The sequence below is a fragment of the Streptococcus sp. HSISS3 genome, from assembly GCF_000448605.1.
Lineage (GTDB): Bacteria > Bacillota > Bacilli > Lactobacillales > Streptococcaceae > Streptococcus > Streptococcus raffinosi.
Genome location: NZ_CM002130.1, coordinates 1,111,183 through 1,127,473, shown reverse-complemented (window position 1 = coordinate 1,127,473; position 16,291 = coordinate 1,111,183). Strand labels below are relative to the sequence as shown.

The window sequence follows — 16,291 nt, the reverse complement described above, 5'->3', positions numbered from 1 at the left end:
GGTAAGCCTGAATTTACTGAAGGCGATAGCCGTGTACCAATGAACGATGATGTTCCAGCAACCTTTGAAGATGGTTCAACTACGAAGACCATTCCAGGTGAAGGAACATACACAGTTGCTCCAGATGGAACCGTAACCTTTGTTCCAGAAAAATCATTCACAGGAACAGGTACAGGTGTAACAGTGAAACGTGTTGATAAGAACGGTACACCAGTTACTGCAACTTACACCCCAACTGTGACTCCAGTGACACCAACAGCGACACCAGCAGAATCAACTGATCCTCAAGGTGTTGTTCAAACGGGAACTGTAACCTTCACCGAAGGTGATCCTGCTGCCCCAATCGACAAGGATACCATTACTCTCCTTGATGAAAACGGCCAACCAGCTACTTCAGTCATTGCTAAGTCACCAGAAGGTAAAGAAATCGGTACTTACACAGTTGATAAGACTACAGGCGTTGTAACCTTCACACCGACTGATAAATCTTACTCAGGAGAAGTGGTTCCAGTTAAGGTACAAGCTAAAGATACAAATGGCACACCAACAGAAACAACTTATACACCTAAGATTACGCCAGTTGTACCAACTGCTGATCCTGCAACATCTACAGACATCCAAGGTCAAACACAAAGTGGTAAACCAAGCTTCACACCTGGTACCCCTGCAATCCCAATGGATGATGATGTACCAGCAACCTTTGAAGATGGTTCAACTACGAAGACCATTCCAGGTGAAGGAACTTATACAGTAGCTCCAGACGGAACCGTTACCTTCGTTCCAGAAAATCATTCACAGGAACTGGAACTGGCGTAACAGTGAAACGTGTGGATAAGAACGGTACTCCAGTAACTGCAACTTACACTCCAACTGTGACACCAGTAACTCCAACAGCAGAATCTACAACTTCAATTGGAAACAAGGGCCAAACCCAAACAGGTAAACCAGTCTTTACCGAAGGAGATAGCCGTGTTTCAATGAATGACAAGGTTCCAGCAACCTTTGACGATGGCTCAACAACCAAGACTATCCCAGGTGTTGGTACCTACACAGTAGCAGCAGACGGTACTGTAACCTTCACACCAGAAGCTGAATTCACAGGAACTGCACCAGCAGTAACAGTGGTTCGTGAAGATGTGAATGGAACCAAAGCTTCTGCAACCTACACACCAACTGTACGTCCAATCACTAAGTTTGTGGACAAAGAAGGCAAGGAAATCCCAGGATATCCGGCTCTTGATGGTGAACAACCAAAAGCTGAGATTTCTGGTTATCGCTTCGTCGAAACCAAGAAATTGCCAAATGGTGATTTCGAACACGTCTACGAAAAAGTGACAACTTCTTATGTGGACGAAAATGGCACTCCAATTCCAGGTTACCCAACAGAAGAAGGCCAACAACCTAAGAAAGATATTCCAGGTTATGAATTTGTGAAGACAGTTGTAGATGAAAATGGTAATACCCAACACATCTACAAGAAGACCGTGACTCCAACACCAGTGCCGGATTCAACACCGACACCAGAGCCACAGCCAACTCCACAAGCAAAACCAGAAGAATCTGTTCTTCCAGAAACAAAAGAAGAAGCAAGCTTCATCAATCCAACTGATGAAAATGCTCAACTTCCGAAAACTGGTAGTGAAGATTCAAACCTTGCAATCTTTGGTTTAGCAAGTCTTCTTGCAGGATTTGGACTTTACGGCACTAAACGTCGTAAACGCTAAAATAAGCTTTGTTCGTAAAGATATCAAGGCTTTTCGAAGTCAAAGCAAAAATAGCCCTCCTGTCAAATGACAGGAAGGCTATTTGTATGCTCTTGTAAGTTTTTATTTCAAGTCGTCAAAGTTGACTTTGGCTCCCTAGAAGCGTAAGCTAGAAGTTAAATAAAGGAGGTCTATCTATGATTGAAGTCACTTATCTAAATACAGCTAAGCAAGAAAAACATGTTTCTTATGAAAATTACAATGAGTTTGTACGAGCGCAGCAGGCCTGTTGGATTGAACTTCCTGATTCAACACCAGTAACCAAGGTAACTATTAATGGTCATGATATTGACTTTAAGGGACCTTACGGTGAACTCTATTTCTACATAATGAAGCTAGACTTAAGTCAATACCAATAAACAGAATCGGACATTACGTTCCGGTTCTTTTTTTCTACAAGACAATTTTTATAAATTAAGAATATTGCTAATTGACTGAAAATGACTTACAATAGAAAAGAAGAATTTATAGAAGGAGATAAATATGAAAAACAAGCGTTTAATTTGGACTTTGGTTTTCTTAGCTATCTTGACGCTCGGTTCTATTGGCACAGATCTTTTCAAAAAAGAACATCAAAATGCTAATAGAGTTGTCAAAGTTGGAATCCTCCAGTTCGTGACGCACGAGGCCTTGGATCAAATTGAAAAAGGTGTCGAAGATGGTCTTAAAGAAGCTGGTTATAAGGGAGACAAGGTTCAAATCACCTTATTAAATGCTGAAGGGGACCAATCTAAAATCCAAACCATGTCTAAACAATTGGTTAATGACAAGAATGACGTCGTTATCGGTATTGCTACACCAGCAGCACAAGGGCTAGCGGCAGCTACCAAGGATATTCCAGTCATTATGGGAGCTATCTCAGACCCTGTTGGGGCCAAATTGGTTAAAAACCTTAAACATCCAGAAGGTAATGTTACGGGTACATCCAATCAAGTGCCTATTAAACAAACAGTGGAGTTGGTTAAGTCCTTGACGCCAAATGCCAAAACCATTGGTATTCTCTATGCTTCTAGTGAGGATAACTCCAAATCACAGGTTGAAAGCTTTAAGAAATACGCTGAAAAAGATGGTTTAAATGTGGTTGAATATGCCGTCCCATCAACCAATGAAATCAACACAACCATGTCAGTCATGACTGGTAAGGTAGATGCTATTTGGACACCTCAGGATAATACCATTGCCTCAGCCTTTTCTACAGTTGTTTCCCAAGCAAACCAAGCTAAGATTCCAGTTTATACGACTGTTGATACTATGGTTAAAGAAGGCGGTCTGGCTTCAGTTGCTCAAAGCCAATATGAGCTTGGAAAAGCCACAGCCCGTAGTGCCGTTAAGGTTCTTAAAGGTAAAAAAGTGAAGGATGTCCCAGTTGATGTGATTGATGATGGAACACCGACCCTCAACCTCAAAGTAGCTCAAGACCTCAACATCACTATCCCTGAAAATGTGCTTAAGCAGTCAGACATTGCTGTCAAGGCTGATAAATAAGGAGGACTTATGATTATTTCATCTATTTATCAGGGGCTTCTATACGGAATCCTTGGTCTTGGGATTTACATGACCTTCCGTATCTTGGATTTTCCTGATTTGACAACAGAAGGTTCTTTCCCACTAGGTGGGGCAGTAGCAGTAACCCTTATGAATTTTGGTTGGAACCCCATTCTTGCGACCTTGGTTGCTGTCCTGGCTGGATGTGGTGCTGGACTTGTGACTGGTCTCCTCTATACCAAGGGTGAAATTCCTACTATCTTGGCAGGGATTTTGGTTATGACCTCACTTAATTCAGTCATGCTTATGATTATGGGAAGAGCCAATCTTGGTCTTCTTGATATTAAAACGATCCAAGATTTACTTCCTTTCAGTAAGGACTACAACCTCTTGATTGTTGGTCTCTTAGCCGTAACCATAGTCATTGCTGCCTTGATTGTCTTTCTTAACACGCGCCTAGGGCAAGCCTATATTGCTACTGGTGATAATCGAGACATGGCTAAATCTTTTGGTATTAACACAGACAATATGGAAGTGATGGGACTTGTCATCTCAAATGGTATTATTGCTCTCTCAGGAGCCTTGATTAGTCAACAGGACGGGTATGCCGACGTTTCTAAAGGGATTGGGGTTATCGTTATCGGACTTGCCAGCATTATCATTGGTGAGGTCTTGTATGCGACCAACTTGACCTTGTTGGAACGCTTGATTGCCATCTGTATTGGTTCTATCCTCTACCAATTCCTCTTGACTGGCGTTATTGCTCTTGGCTTTAACACCAACTACCTGAAACTCTTCAGTGCGATTGTTCTTGCCCTCTGCTTGATTTCGCCTGTCCTACGCCGAAAATTCTTTAAGGGGGTGACCTTATCACGATGACAGCAATTGTAGAACTCAAAGATGCGACTGTTAAGGTTAATAACGGTTTTGACACCGAAAAACAATTCTGGACCATGTTAATCTCACTATTAGGGAAGGTGATTTTATTACTATTCTCGGTGGAAATGGTGCCGGAAAATCAACACTCTTTAATGTCATTGCAGGAACCCTCATGTTGACCAGTGGTCAGATTTTTATCATGGGTGAGGATGTTACGGCTCTTCCTGCTGAGAAGCGTGCCAAGTACCTCTCACGTGTTTTCCAAGATCCTAAAATGGGAACAGCTCCTCGTATGACCGTTGCGGAAAACCTTTTGATTGCCAAATACCGTGGCGAAAAACGAGGCCTTAAATCACGCCAAATTCATCTCTACACAGAGGAATTTCAAGGTCTGATTGAACGGATCAGTAATGGTCTGGAAAAACACTTAGAAACACCAGCAGGTCTTCTATCAGGTGGTCAGCGCCAAGCCCTCAGTCTCTTAATGGCGACCCTTAAACGTCCTGAGCTCTTGCTCTTAGACGAACATACTGCAGCCCTGGATCCCAAGACTAGCGTGGCTCTTATGGAGTTGACTGATGAATTTGTAACGGGTGACCACTTGACTGCCCTTATGATTACCCACCATATGGAAGATGCCCTTAAATACGGAAATCGTCTAATTGTAATGAAGGATGGTCAAATCATCAAAGACCTCACCAAGGAAGAAAAAGGTCAGTTGGATATCACAGACTACTACGCTATGTTCGAGTAGGTCTAGCCTGACTCTAAATTGTAAAATAAGCCAAAAAGTTGTATACTTAAAGGGTATGCAACTTTTTGTTGTGGCCTGTAAATCGACAAGAAGCCTGTTCGCTCGAACGTTCAGCTTCTTGGACCGTCTGTAAAAATAGGCTCTAGAAGAGAGTCAAACTAAAAAGGAGAAAAACAAGCATGAGCGATATTAAAATTATTGCCCTAGGTGGAGTCCGTGAAAATGCTAAAAACCTCTATATTGTTGAGGTTAACGACTCTATCTTTATTTTGGATGCTGGTCTAAAGTATCCTGAAAATGAACAACTGGGTGTTGACTTTGTCATCCCTAACTTAGACTACTTGATTGAAAATAGAGACCGTATTCAAGGGATTTTCTTGACGCACGGACATGCCGACGCTATTGGAGCCCTACCTTATATCTTGCAAGAAGTTAAGGCACCAGTCTTTGGATCATCACTCACTATTGAGTTGGCTAAGCTATTTGTGAAAAATGCTGGCGTTAAGAAATTCAATAACTTCCATGTTATTGATGCAGAAACTGAAATTGAATTTGAAGATGCAGTAGTCTCATTCTTCAAGACAACCCACTCTATCCCAGAATCAATGGGTGTTGTTATTGGTACAGACCAAGGCAATATCGTCTATACTGGGGACTTCAAATTTGACCAAGCAGCCCGTCCTTACTACAAAACTGATTTGGGACGTTTGGCTGAAATCGGTCGTGATGGCGTTTTGGCTCTATTGTCTGACTCAGCGAATGCGACAAGCACTGAACAAACAGCGTCTGAAGCTGAAGTTGGTCAAGAAATGGACCATGTGATTGCCGATGCTGAAGGCCGTGTGATTATTGCTGCTGTTGCCTCAAACTTGGTTCGTATCCAACAAGTCTTTGACTCAGCAGCTGACCATGGACGTCGTGTTGTCCTTACGGGTTTTGACGTTGAAAATATTGTCCGTACAGCCATACGTCTTAAAAAATTGACCGTTAATCATGAAAAACTGATTGTCAAACCTAAAGATATGGACAAGTTTGAAGATCACGAGTTGATTATCCTTGAAAATGGTCGTATGGGTGAACCTATTGATGGCCTTCAAAAGATGGCTGTTGGTCGTCACCGCTACGTTCAAATAAAAGAAGGCGATTTGGTTTATATCGTAACCACACCAAGTATTGCCAAAGAAGCAATAGTAGCACGTGTCAACAATGCTATTTATAAGGCTGGTGGCTCTGTTAAGATGATTACGCAAAGTCTGCGAGTGTCTGGACATGCCAACGCCCGTGAACTTCAACTCATGATTAACCTTCTTCGCCCACAGTATCTATTCCCTATCCAAGGTGAGTATCGTGACCTTCAAGCTCATGCTGAGTTGGCTTTGGAAGTTGGTCTTCTTCCTGAGAATATCTACATTGTCAAACGTGGTGATATCATGCACTTGTCTGAGGATCAAGGTTTCCTTCATGAAGGAGCTGTCCCAGCTGGTGATGTTATGATTGATGGTAATGCTATCGGTGATGTTGGGAATATCGTCCTTCGTGACCGTAAGGTCTTGTCTGAAGATGGTATCTTTATCGTAGCCATCACGGTTAACAAGAAGGAGCGCAAGATTGTTTCTAAGGCGCGTGTGAACACACGTGGATTCGTCTATGTTAAGAAGAGTCGTGACATTCTGCGTGAATCTGCTGATATTGTCAATGCGACTGTTGAAAATTACTTGGCAGGAGATAGTTTTGATTGGGGAGAACTTAAAAGTGCCGTTCGTGATGACGTCGCTAAATTCCTCTTTGACCAAACCAAACGTCGCCCAGCAATTCTTCCAGTCGTTATGGAAGTACGTTAATCAATGATTATCGTGTGAGTGTGTTACTTACATTCATTGACATTAGGGAGTCTTATAAGACTGTTTTGAAAAAGCAAAAGCTGGGTCAACCCAGCTTTTCTATCATTAAGAAAGGAAAAGACAAATGGCTTTTTTTCAAATTGAATATTCATCTGACGTTCTAGGACAGTACCGCCAAGTAGATGTCATTTATCCAGACCGTGATCAAATTGCAGAAAACGAAAGCGATACGGATATTCCAGTGCTTTATCTCCTTCATGGCATGGGGGGAAACCATAATTCTTGGGCTTTCCGTACCAATATTCAGCGCCTTCTTCGAAAGACCAACCTCATCGTCATTATGCCTAATTCTGAAAATGGATGGTATACCAATACGAATTATGGAGTTCGCTATTACGATGCCATTGCCAAGGAGCTTCCACAAGTCATGCAGCGTTTCTTCCCAAGTATGACGAAAAAGCGTGAAAAGACTTTTATCGCTGGGCTTTCTATGGGTGGCTATGGTTCTTTCAAACTAGCCTTAACGACCAATCATTTTGCTTGTGCAGGTTCATTCTCGGGTGCTCTTGGTTTATCAGCAGAGATAATGACAGATGAGACCAGTGATTCTAAGGCATACTGGCAAGGTGTTTTTGGCGATTTGAAAGGAAAAGACATTGCGCAACACAAACTGGTGAATCTAGCTAAACAACATGACAAGAAAACCAAATTCTTTGCTTGGTGTGGACTGGAGGATTTCCTTTTTGATTCTCAAGATCAAGCAGTTGCTGATTTGAAGGCTCTTGGCTTAGATATTGACTACCATACAGACCATGGAAGACATGAATGGTATTATTGGGAAAAACAATTGGAAGCTTACCTAGAATGGTTGCCAATTGATTACGTTAAAGAAGAACGTTTGTCTTAATGGGTCAATCTTGTAACATCTTGTCAAAGAGATGATAAAAGCTTAAACTTATATTTTTCACTTGTCAGAACTATTAGAGCTTGATATACTAAGGAAAGCTTCGAAAAGGAGGCTCAATAATGAAAAAATTCGTTAGAGTAATCTACCGTATTCCCAAACTCATTTTACAATTTATTTGGAATCTCATTTGGGGCCTATTTAAACTTGCCCTTATCCTAGCCTTAGTTGGTTACGGACTTATCTATTATGCAAACAACTCTCAAAGCACACTAGCTACCAATATTAATCAAGCCTTTCGACAAGTTGAGTTAGGTTTTAGTGGTAACAGTACCAGTGATGTTGAAAAATCAGTCTCCAATCTCTCAACGACAGATACTATCCCTGAGTCAAATGGGGCAAGATGGGCACAAAATACAGCCAGCATCTATATTCAGTCTACTGATGAAACCATGGTCGCTGCATATAAGGAGGCTATCACAAATTGGAATAATACAGGTGCTTTTATCTTTACCTTTACAGATGATGCCTCAAAAGCTGACATCGTAGCGACAGACTATTCGGATGCTAACTCACAGGCAGCGGGTCTAGCAGATAGTCAGACCAATGTTGTGACCAATCGGATTACCCATGTGGAAGTCAAACTCAATCGTTATTTCCTTTTGAACCCTGATTTCGGCTATACCCATAAACGTATTGTCAATACAGCTGAACATGAATTGGGCCATGCCATTGGCTTAGACCACGATGATTCTAGGGCTTCAGTCATGCAGTCAGCAGGGTCTTATTACGGTATTCAACAGACCGATATTGATCGGGTTCATGCTCTTTATGCTAATTAAGGAGGTTTGTATTGCATTTTTTAAAACGCCTTGCTAGACGTTATCCCATGCAGACCTTTCTCTTTCTATTTAATGCCGGGGTCTTTACCTGGTTGCAAACAACGGGAACTATGATTGCACACCGCTTAGGCTTGTCAGGAGATGGTATTTGGTTCTATATTCCCGACTGGCTTAAAATAGTGACTCGTCATTCTACGGAGAGTATTCAAACACTATACGGTATCTCGGGTTGGACTTGGTTGATTACCTCCATGCTTCTAACTTGGCTTGTGACCTTTCTTAGAGGTTTGATGAGAGCAGTGATTTTTATTCTGTTAATTGGTGTCGGCCTATGGTTAGTCTACCGACACTTTGAATTATTACAAAATTTGAAACTGTCCTAGTAGGGCAGTTTTAGTTTCCTCTAACAAGTGACTTGGCTATTAAAACATAGACTATTTTCTGTAGATGAAATGAGATAGTTCCTTTAATAATTTCAGAACGAGCTGTAGCTAAGACTTTTCGTTGTGAGAAAAGTGCCTAAAGTTTAAAAGCTTTAGGCACTCGGAAGTTTTGAGACACTAGGCTCAAAACTTAGCTATGGAATTCCGAAGGAAGTCGCTAGCGTCCGCACTCACCTAAGAAAAGTCCAAAAAGAAGAATTAATGTCAATTTAAAACTGCCCATCAGGGCAGTTTTTTGATTCATTAGCCCGTTCATTTTCTTTAAAAATATGGTATAATACAACTAATTTATTAATTTGGAGGACATTATGGCTTTAGCAAAAATCGTTTATGCCAGTATGACCGGTAACACGGAAGAAATCGCAGATATTGTTGCCAAAAAATTGGAAGAATTGGGTCACACTGTTGATGTAGACGAGTGTACAACGGTTGATGCCGCTGATTTTGAAGATGCGGATATCTGTATTGTTGCAACTTACACTTATGGTGATGGAGAGTTGCCGGATGAAATCGTTGACTTTTACGAAGATTTGGCTGACCTTGACTTGTCAGGTAAGATTTTCGGTGTTGTAGGTTCAGGAGATACCTTCTACGATTATTTCTGTCATTCAGTAGATGAGTTTGAAAATCAATTTACTTTTACAGGTGCGACTAAAGGTGCGGACAGTGTAAAAGTTGATCTCTCTGCTGAAGATGAAGATATTGAGAACCTAGAAGCTTTCGCTGAAAAAATTTCAGAGGCATTAGCATAGGGAACAAGCAGAGTTATTTCTGCTTTTAATGTAGTCAAATTTGGAGTTTTTATGAATGAAATAGAAAGAGATTTTAGGACGCAATCTCAACATCTTCTTTGGTCTGTTTGGCGAGGACTCTTGGTCGGTGTAGCTGCAGGTGCAGTCGTTAGCCTCTTTCGTTGGTTAATTGCTAAAGGGGCCCAAATCTCGGTATCTATTTACCAAGACGCCCTGAACCATCCAGTCCTTATTTTAGGAATTGTCCTTGTCAATTTGATATTTGCCATTTTGATTGGTTATCTCATAAAACAAGAAAAAGATATTAAAGGTTCAGGTATTCCCCATGTTGAAGGGGAACTGATGGGGCTCTTACATCCGTCTTGGTGGTCTGTTTTATGGCGTAAATTCCTAGGTGGTGTTCTTGGCATTTCAATAGGTCTGATGTTGGGACGTGAAGGACCGAGTATTCAGTTGGGAGCTATGACGGCGAAAGGTTTGTCCAAAGGCCTCAAACTTTCAGCCCGTGATCAGCGTGTCTTGATTGCTGCTGGGGCTGCCGCGGGTTTGTCAGCAGCCTTCAATGCCCCTATTGCCGGACTCTTGTTCGTTGTTGAAGAAGTTTACCACCATTTCTACCGTCATGTTTGGGTTAGCGCCTTAACAGCATCTTTAGTGGCTAATGCTGTTTCCTTACGTGTCTTTGGACAGGAACCAGTCCTAGCCATGACAGAGAAATTACCTTTCTTTCCACTTAAAGATTATTGGATTCTATTGCTTTTAGGCATATTTCTGGGAGTTCTTGGATATGGCTACGAGTGGGTCGTTTTACGTATTGGCAAAGTTTACCAAGTTTTGGGAAAAATGTTCCATCTACCCCCACATTTTCATGGTCTTTTGACAGTGCTTCTTATCATTCCAGTGGGTCTTTATTTCCCAAATCTTCTCGGTGGTGGGAACGCCTTGATTTTAGCCTTAGATGGTCTGCGACCTGTTTTAACCGTAGCAATTCTTTACTTGGCAATTAGATTCATTTGGAGTATGTTGTCCTTTGGTTCAGGATTTCCTGGTGGCATTTTCCTTCCGATTTTGACCTTAGGTGCTCTTTCGGGAGCTGTATTTGCGGTAGGTTTTGAAAATCTAGGACTCATACATCCTAATCAGTTTCCTGTTTTCATCATCCTTGGTATGGCTGGTTATTTCGGTGCAGTGTCTAAGGCACCACTTACGGCTATGATTTTGGTGACTGAGATGGTCGGTAATCTTAACCAGTTGATGACTATTGGAGTAGTTACCTTGATAGCCTATCTGATTATGGATTTCATGGGAGGAGAGCCTGTTTATGAAGCCATGCTTCATGATTTGATTGCTCACACACCAAAGAAAGTAGACAAAACACCAACTATGATTGATTTACCTGTTAAGGACAATCTTGCGGGGCGTCTGGTTAAGGATTTAACTTTGCCTGAAGGGGTTTTGATTACAACTCAGATATATAAGGACCAATCTGAAATCGTTCACGGGGATACGCAATTAAAGGCAGGAGCTACTTTATATCTGGTTGCGGATGAAAGTCATATCAGTCAGATTAGAAAACTGTTTAACTAGCAAATTCAATGACTTGAGACTCTTTTGTCCTCAAGTCATTTTTGTTATAATGGATAGAACAAAAGGAGGTCATCATGGACTTAAATGAGATTCGCCAACAGATAGATGCTGTCGATAAAGACATTGTAGCTCTGTTGGAAGAACGTATGAAATTAGTAACTCAGGTAAGTGCTTATAAACAGAGCACCGGGAAGGCTATCTATGATCCTGAACGTGAAAAAGCCTTGTTAAGTAAGGTAGCAGATAGTGTCGTAAATCCTGAGTACCAAAAGTCTATCGTAGCTAGCTTTGCAGATATTATGAAACATTCACGTACTTATCAAGCAGGTAGGCTTGAAGGAAAGTAGGCTACTAGGATGAAAATTAGACAATTAAGTGAGAGTCAAGGTCTCTCATACTCCAATCTAGTGATTTTGAGTCTCTATGCTGTCTTTCTAGGAGTGATAGTTGGACTGATTGATGCTATTTTTGGTCGTGTTCTTATAGGACTTTCAGAATATCGGGACCACCATCTCTTTTATCTAGTTCCAGCGCTTCCTATAGCAGGGCTTTTGATTGTTTACCTATACCAAAGGTTTGCAGGCAAAGCAGCACAAGGAATGGGCTTAATTTTTAAGGTTGGTCACAATGAGGAGAAGCAGGTTCCTTTAAGATTAATCCCACTTGTGACAGTGACAACGTGGCTGACCCATCTTTTTGGAGGTTCGGCAGGTCGTGAAGGGGTAGCAGTACAACTTGGTGCCACAGTTTCCCATGCTTTTAGTCGTTACTTTAAGATACCTAACGCTTCACGACTATGCTTGACAATGGGGATGGCTGCTGGTTTTGGAGGGCTCTTTCAAACACCAATTGCTGCGACTTTTTTCGCCCTCGAAGTTTTAACCTTAGGCCAGTTGAGTATTCCAGTCTTGATACCGACTCTAATAGCTTCGTTTGTTGCTAGTACTACCAGTCACCTCTTAGGTCTTGAAAAATTTAGTCATTTTGTGGCTGATAGTCTGGTGATAGACCTTGAAACTTTCATTAAATTAGCTCTTTTAGGTCTGGCCTTTGGTCTGGCTGGAAACCTTTTTGCCTATTTGTTGTCATTGGCTAAGAAGAAGGTTGCAACGATTCTTCCAAATCCTTACTATCGTGTTCTTTTGGGAAGTATTGTGTTAACAGCTCTACTCTTAATTTTGTGGAAAGGCCGTTATACAGGACTTGGAACAAACGTGATTGCTCTTAGTGTTAATGGTGGAACCATCTACTCATGGGACTGGATTTTGAAATTACTCTTGACCGTTTTCACCCTCTCACTTGGTTTCCAAGGAGGAGAAGTGACTCCCTTATTTGCCATTGGAGCAAGTCTTGGTGCAGTTTTAGCACCAGTTCTAGGCCTTCCAATTCCACTTGTAGCAGGTCTTGGCTATCTGTCTGTCTTTGGTAGTAGTACCAATACCCTCTTAGCACCCATTTTTATTGGTGTTGAAGTCTTTGGACCAGCCAACGTTCTTCCTTATGTGATTGTCATGGCTTTTGCCTATCTCATCAATCATAAGACTAGTATTTATGGTCAACAAAAAATGCTTGAAATGCAATAAGATACTAGACAAGCGAGTAATTTTTTGATAAGATACTAAGAGTGTGTAATGGACGCACAAAAATAACGGCTAATCCGCTGGGACACAAAGGTAGCTCTTAAGATTAGTAAGATAGGAGTATATAAAATGAATCCATTGATCCAAAGTTTGACAGAAGGTCAACTTCGTACTGACATCCCATCATTCCGTCCTGGTGACACAGTTCGCGTTCACGCGAAAGTTGTCGAAGGAACTCGCGAACGTATCCAGATCTTTGAAGGTGTAGTTATTTCACGCAAAGGTCAAGGGATCTCAGAAATGTACACAGTTCGTAAAATCTCAAGCGGTATCGGTGTAGAACGTACTTTCCCAATCCACACTCCACGTGTTGAAAAGATTGAAGTTGTACGCTACGGTAAAGTCCGCCGTGCTAAACTTTACTACTTGCGTGCTTTGCAAGGTAAAGCTGCACGTATCAAAGAAATCCGTAAATAATTTACAGATTTCAACAAAAAAATCTGTCCTCGTGGCAGATTTTTTCATAAGTCCTCTTAGTTAAATGGATATAACAACTCCCTCCTAAGGAGTCGTTGCTGGTTCGATTCCGGCAGGGGACATTTTTAAACCTTTAACCATGCGGTTTTAAAGCGTTTTGTCCACATTCTGCCCCAAATTTTATTTAAAGTTGATTAACACCTGTTGCGAGATAGGTGTTTTTTTGAAATGACAAGGGACTCTGTCCTATTTCCTAGCATAGTTTCTTAGTCAAAAACGAATAAAAAATAGTTTGTCTTTGCTCCTAGTTATGGAAGAAGAGTTAAAAAAAGTAATCAAAAAAACGGCTCTATAATTTCTGTAGTGGGTAAAACCACCATAGGAATTATGGAGCCGATTTTGTTGTAGAAAAAAAGCCCCATAAGACCTATAATGAAAAAGTGACCAAACCCTCATTAGAAAGAATCTTATGGAACAATTAAATTTTATCACAAACATACTCGGAATTAAAGACAAGAACATCATAATCTTGGATTATCTGGATGCTGGAACACATAAAGAAATCATCGCTAAGCTAGATTATCCTGCTCCTAAGTGTCTCGATTGTCAAGGACAAATGGCTAAATATGACTTCCAAAAAGAATCTAAAATTCCCTATCTAGAGTGTGCGGGCTACAAAATTCTTATTCGATTAAGAAAACGCCGTTTTCGCTGTAAAGTATGCGGAAAAATGGCTGTCGCAGAGACTTCCTTAGTCAAAAAGAACCACCAAATCTCAACGATCATCAACCAGAAAATCACTCAAAAATTAATCGAGAAAGTCCCTATGACTGCTATTGCCGAAAGTTTATCGGTCTCTACTTCGACAGTCATCCGTAAATTGAAAGAGTTCGAGTTCAAATCTGATCTTAACCACCTTCCAGAACACATGAGCTGGGATGAGTACAGCTTCAAGAAAGGAAAGATGAGCTTTATTGCACAGGACTACGATACAAGAAAGATCGTAGCTATCCTAGATGGACGGACTCAAGCAACTATTCGCAATCATTTCCTTCGTTATTCTAGACAGGTGAGAAGTCGTGTGAAAGTCATTACCATGGACATGTTTAGTCCCTACTACGATATTGCTAGAAAACTTTTTCCAAATGCAAAAATCGTTCTCGACCGCTTTCACATTGTCCAGCATCTCAGTCGAGCAATGAATCGCGTACGCATACAAATTATGAATCAGTTTGATCGGAGATCGCACGAATATAAAGCACTGAAACGTTACTGGAAACTCATCCAACAGGATAGCCGTAAACTCAGTGATAAACGTTTTTATCGACCAACTTTTCGGTCACACTTGACCAATAAAGAGGTTCTAGAAAAGCTGCTTTCATACTCTCAAGAACTTAGACAGCACTATAATCTCTATCAACTCCTACTCTTTCATTTTCAAGAGAAACAAACAGACCATTTCTTTAGTCTTATTGACGAAACAATTTCTTCTGTAAATCCTATTTTTCAAACTGTTTTTAAGACCTTTTTGAAAGATAAAGACAAGATCATGAATGCACTGGAACTTCCCTACTCAAACGCAAAACTAGAGGCTACCAATAACCTCATCAAAGTCATCAAGCGAAATGCTTTTGGCTTCCGGAACTTTGACAACTTTAAAACTAGAATTCTCATTGCTTTGAACATCAAAAAGGAGAGAACCAATTTGGTCCTCTCCAGGTTGTAGCTTTTCGTCATCCACTACAGTTGACATAGAGCCCAAAAAACCAGGTTTCCCTGGTCCTAACTATTAGCGGCTTACGCGACGGCGAGCTGCTTTTTTACGGTTTTCTTCGATGAAAGCCAATTTCTTTTCTTCTGGTTCGATAATTGTTTTTTTAACTGCGAAAACGGCACCTGCAACAGTAGCAGCAGTTCCGAGAACGCCAGTAGCAAGACCTTTAGCAAATGAATGTTTTTTAGCCATGAGACTATCCTCCGTATATGTTATAATATGCTTATATTATCTAAAAAATATCTAGAATAGCAAGTGAAAACATTATGAAAACCAAACTTATTGTAGTGGCTGGCCCTACCGCTGTGGGGAAAACGGCACTTGGAATAGAGTTGGCCCAGCGTTTTAATGGCGAAATTATTTCAGGGGATAGCCAACAGGTTTACCGCCAATTAAATATAGGGACTGCAAAGGCTACTCCTCAAGAACAGGCAGCGGCAGTGCATCATCTGATTGATGTCCGTGATGTTGATGAGTCCTATTCCGCCTATGATTTTGTGACTGAAGCACAAGTTGCCATTACTGATATTGTCAATCGTGGCAAACTTCCTATTATTGTTGGTGGTACAGGTCTCTATTTGCAAAGTCTTCTTGAAGGTTATCATCTGGGTGGTCAAGTGGATCAAGTTCAGGTGTTAGCCTATCGCTCTGAGTTAGAGCAACTTTCTGATTTGGAACTTTTTGAGCAGATCGATAGTTTAGGTATAGAAATCAAGGAGATTAATCGTCGTCGTGCCATTAGGGCTCTTGAGTTGCATCGCTTTTCTGATAATCCTGAAAATACAGAGACGACTTTTGATCCTTTTATTATCGGATTGGACGATGAGCGCTCTCTGATTTATAAACGTATTAATACTCGTGTTGACAAGATGGTTGAACTTGGGCTTTTAGAAGAGGCTAAGTGGCTTTATGATAATTATCCTGAGGCCCAGTCGGCGCGTGGAATTGGCTACAAGGAGTTATTCCCTTATTTTTCTGGGAAACAAACTTTAGATGAGGCCTTAGAAAAGCTCAAGCAAAATACCCGTCGATTTGCTAAACGCCAATTAACCTGGTTCAGAAATCGCATGACGGTTAAGTTTTATCAGATTTCTAGTCCAGATTATCCTGAAAATGTGATTCAAGATCTTACTTTATTTTTAAATGAAAGGGAAGGATAGGAGTAGGTGGTTCCTAGTTTTAAATGCCTATCTTTGCTATAATAATAACT

General features: G+C 41.0%; 15 protein-coding genes, 1 tRNA gene and 2 pseudogenes. 17 read left to right on the top strand and 1 reads right to left on the bottom strand.

Translation table 11 applies throughout. The features are described 5' to 3' along the window. From HSISS3_RS12310 to HSISS3_RS05225, 16 genes and pseudogenes are all read left to right on the top strand, one after another. Window positions 1-1,724: pseudogene (locus tag HSISS3_RS12310) on the top strand (LPXTG cell wall anchor domain-containing protein); the annotation flags it as partial. 176 nt (window positions 1,725-1,900) lie between these two features. Beyond that, window positions 1,901-2,122 carry a DUF4649 family protein gene (locus HSISS3_RS05295; RefSeq protein ID WP_008534453.1) on the top strand — a complete coding sequence of 74 codons (222 nt, stop codon included), beginning with the start codon at window positions 1,901-1,903 and terminating at the stop codon, window positions 2,120-2,122. 124 nt (window positions 2,123-2,246) lie between these two features. Continuing rightward, the gene (trpX, locus tag HSISS3_RS05290; protein ID WP_008534454.1) at window positions 2,247-3,248 is read left to right on the top strand and encodes a tryptophan ABC transporter substrate-binding protein; all 1,002 of its coding nucleotides are present in this window, start codon (window positions 2,247-2,249) and stop codon (window positions 3,246-3,248) included. Window positions 3,249-3,257: 9 nt separating this feature from the next. After that, window positions 3,258-4,127: an ABC transporter permease gene (locus HSISS3_RS05285; protein ID WP_002888096.1), complete on the top strand. Its 870-nt coding sequence runs from the start codon at window positions 3,258-3,260 to the stop codon at window positions 4,125-4,127. Beyond that, window positions 4,124-4,881, top strand: a pseudogene (locus tag HSISS3_RS05280) (ABC transporter ATP-binding protein). Before HSISS3_RS05285 ends, HSISS3_RS05280 begins: the two are co-directional and overlap by 4 nt. Before the next feature lie 179 nt (window positions 4,882-5,060). Then, entirely contained in the window at window positions 5,061-6,722 is a 1,662-nt protein-coding gene (locus tag HSISS3_RS05275; RefSeq protein WP_002888092.1) for a ribonuclease J, read from the top strand. 124 nt (window positions 6,723-6,846) lie between these two features. Continuing rightward, window positions 6,847-7,629 carry an alpha/beta hydrolase gene (locus HSISS3_RS05270; RefSeq protein WP_021151969.1) on the top strand — a complete coding sequence of 261 codons (783 nt, stop codon included), beginning with the start codon at window positions 6,847-6,849 and terminating at the stop codon, window positions 7,627-7,629. 119 nt (window positions 7,630-7,748) lie between these two features. After that, a complete protein-coding gene (locus HSISS3_RS05265) occupies window positions 7,749-8,468 on the top strand; it encodes a matrixin family metalloprotease (RefSeq protein WP_008534461.1) in 720 nt (239 codons plus the stop codon). A gap of 11 nt (window positions 8,469-8,479) precedes the next feature. After that, window positions 8,480-8,851: a hypothetical protein gene (locus HSISS3_RS05260; RefSeq protein WP_042771853.1), complete on the top strand. Its 372-nt coding sequence runs from the start codon at window positions 8,480-8,482 to the stop codon at window positions 8,849-8,851. Window positions 8,852-9,219: 368 nt separating this feature from the next. Then, a complete protein-coding gene (locus HSISS3_RS05255) occupies window positions 9,220-9,663 on the top strand; it encodes a flavodoxin (protein WP_002888085.1) in 444 nt (147 codons plus the stop codon). A gap of 51 nt (window positions 9,664-9,714) precedes the next feature. Further along, window positions 9,715-11,250, top strand: a complete 1,536-nt coding sequence (locus tag HSISS3_RS05250; protein WP_021151968.1) for a ClC family H(+)/Cl(-) exchange transporter — start codon at window positions 9,715-9,717, stop codon at window positions 11,248-11,250. Between the two features lie 74 nt (window positions 11,251-11,324). Beyond that, window positions 11,325-11,597 carry a chorismate mutase gene (locus tag HSISS3_RS05245; protein WP_021151967.1) on the top strand — a complete coding sequence of 91 codons (273 nt, stop codon included), beginning with the start codon at window positions 11,325-11,327 and terminating at the stop codon, window positions 11,595-11,597. A 9-nt stretch (window positions 11,598-11,606) separates the two neighbouring features. Next, the gene (locus HSISS3_RS05240) at window positions 11,607-12,833 is read left to right on the top strand and encodes a voltage-gated chloride channel family protein (RefSeq protein ID WP_021151966.1); all 1,227 of its coding nucleotides are present in this window, start codon (window positions 11,607-11,609) and stop codon (window positions 12,831-12,833) included. 126 nt (window positions 12,834-12,959) lie between these two features. After that, window positions 12,960-13,307, top strand: coding sequence for a 50S ribosomal protein L19 (gene rplS / locus HSISS3_RS05235; RefSeq protein WP_002883489.1), 348 nt, complete (start codon window positions 12,960-12,962; stop codon window positions 13,305-13,307). Between the two features lie 50 nt (window positions 13,308-13,357). Then, window positions 13,358-13,429 (top strand) — tRNA-Arg (locus HSISS3_RS05230). Window positions 13,430-13,776: 347 nt separating this feature from the next. After that, complete coding sequence (locus HSISS3_RS05225) at window positions 13,777-15,033, top strand: ISL3 family transposase (RefSeq protein ID WP_021151965.1); 1,257 nt, start codon at window positions 13,777-13,779, stop codon at window positions 15,031-15,033. Between the two features lie 63 nt (window positions 15,034-15,096). On the opposite strand, the gene HSISS3_RS11625 is transcribed toward HSISS3_RS05225, so the two are convergent. Continuing rightward, window positions 15,097-15,273, bottom strand: coding sequence for a DUF3042 family protein (locus HSISS3_RS11625; protein ID WP_003092510.1), 177 nt, complete (start codon window positions 15,271-15,273; stop codon window positions 15,097-15,099). A gap of 74 nt (window positions 15,274-15,347) precedes the next feature. On the opposite strand from HSISS3_RS11625, the gene miaA reads away from it, so the two are divergent. Then, the gene (gene miaA, locus HSISS3_RS05220; RefSeq protein WP_021151964.1) at window positions 15,348-16,241 is read left to right on the top strand and encodes a tRNA (adenosine(37)-N6)-dimethylallyltransferase MiaA; all 894 of its coding nucleotides are present in this window, start codon (window positions 15,348-15,350) and stop codon (window positions 16,239-16,241) included. Window positions 16,242-16,291: the final 50 nt, after the last annotated feature.

Excerpts from the sequence above, each read along its gene's own strand:
- HSISS3_RS05295 (WP_008534453.1), top strand. The coding sequence starts at position 1,901 with ATGATTGAAGTCACTTATCTAAATACAGCTAAGCAAGAAAAACATGTT.
- trpX (WP_008534454.1), top strand. The coding sequence starts at position 2,247 with ATGAAAAACAAGCGTTTAATTTGGACTTTGGTTTTCTTAGCTATCTTG.
- HSISS3_RS05285 (WP_002888096.1), top strand. The coding sequence starts at position 3,258 with ATGATTATTTCATCTATTTATCAGGGGCTTCTATACGGAATCCTTGGT.
- HSISS3_RS05275 (WP_002888092.1), top strand. The coding sequence starts at position 5,061 with ATGAGCGATATTAAAATTATTGCCCTAGGTGGAGTCCGTGAAAATGCT.
- HSISS3_RS05270 (WP_021151969.1), top strand. The coding sequence starts at position 6,847 with ATGGCTTTTTTTCAAATTGAATATTCATCTGACGTTCTAGGACAGTAC.
- HSISS3_RS05265 (WP_008534461.1), top strand. The coding sequence starts at position 7,749 with ATGAAAAAATTCGTTAGAGTAATCTACCGTATTCCCAAACTCATTTTA.
- HSISS3_RS05255 (WP_002888085.1), top strand. The coding sequence starts at position 9,220 with ATGGCTTTAGCAAAAATCGTTTATGCCAGTATGACCGGTAACACGGAA.
- HSISS3_RS05250 (WP_021151968.1), top strand. The coding sequence starts at position 9,715 with ATGAATGAAATAGAAAGAGATTTTAGGACGCAATCTCAACATCTTCTT.
- HSISS3_RS05245 (WP_021151967.1), top strand. The coding sequence starts at position 11,325 with ATGGACTTAAATGAGATTCGCCAACAGATAGATGCTGTCGATAAAGAC.
- HSISS3_RS05240 (WP_021151966.1), top strand. The coding sequence starts at position 11,607 with ATGAAAATTAGACAATTAAGTGAGAGTCAAGGTCTCTCATACTCCAAT.
- rplS (WP_002883489.1), top strand. The coding sequence starts at position 12,960 with ATGAATCCATTGATCCAAAGTTTGACAGAAGGTCAACTTCGTACTGAC.
- HSISS3_RS05225 (WP_021151965.1), top strand. The coding sequence starts at position 13,777 with ATGGAACAATTAAATTTTATCACAAACATACTCGGAATTAAAGACAAG.
- HSISS3_RS11625 (WP_003092510.1), bottom strand. The coding sequence starts at position 15,273 with ATGGCTAAAAAACATTCATTTGCTAAAGGTCTTGCTACTGGCGTTCTC.
- miaA (WP_021151964.1), top strand. The coding sequence starts at position 15,348 with ATGAAAACCAAACTTATTGTAGTGGCTGGCCCTACCGCTGTGGGGAAA.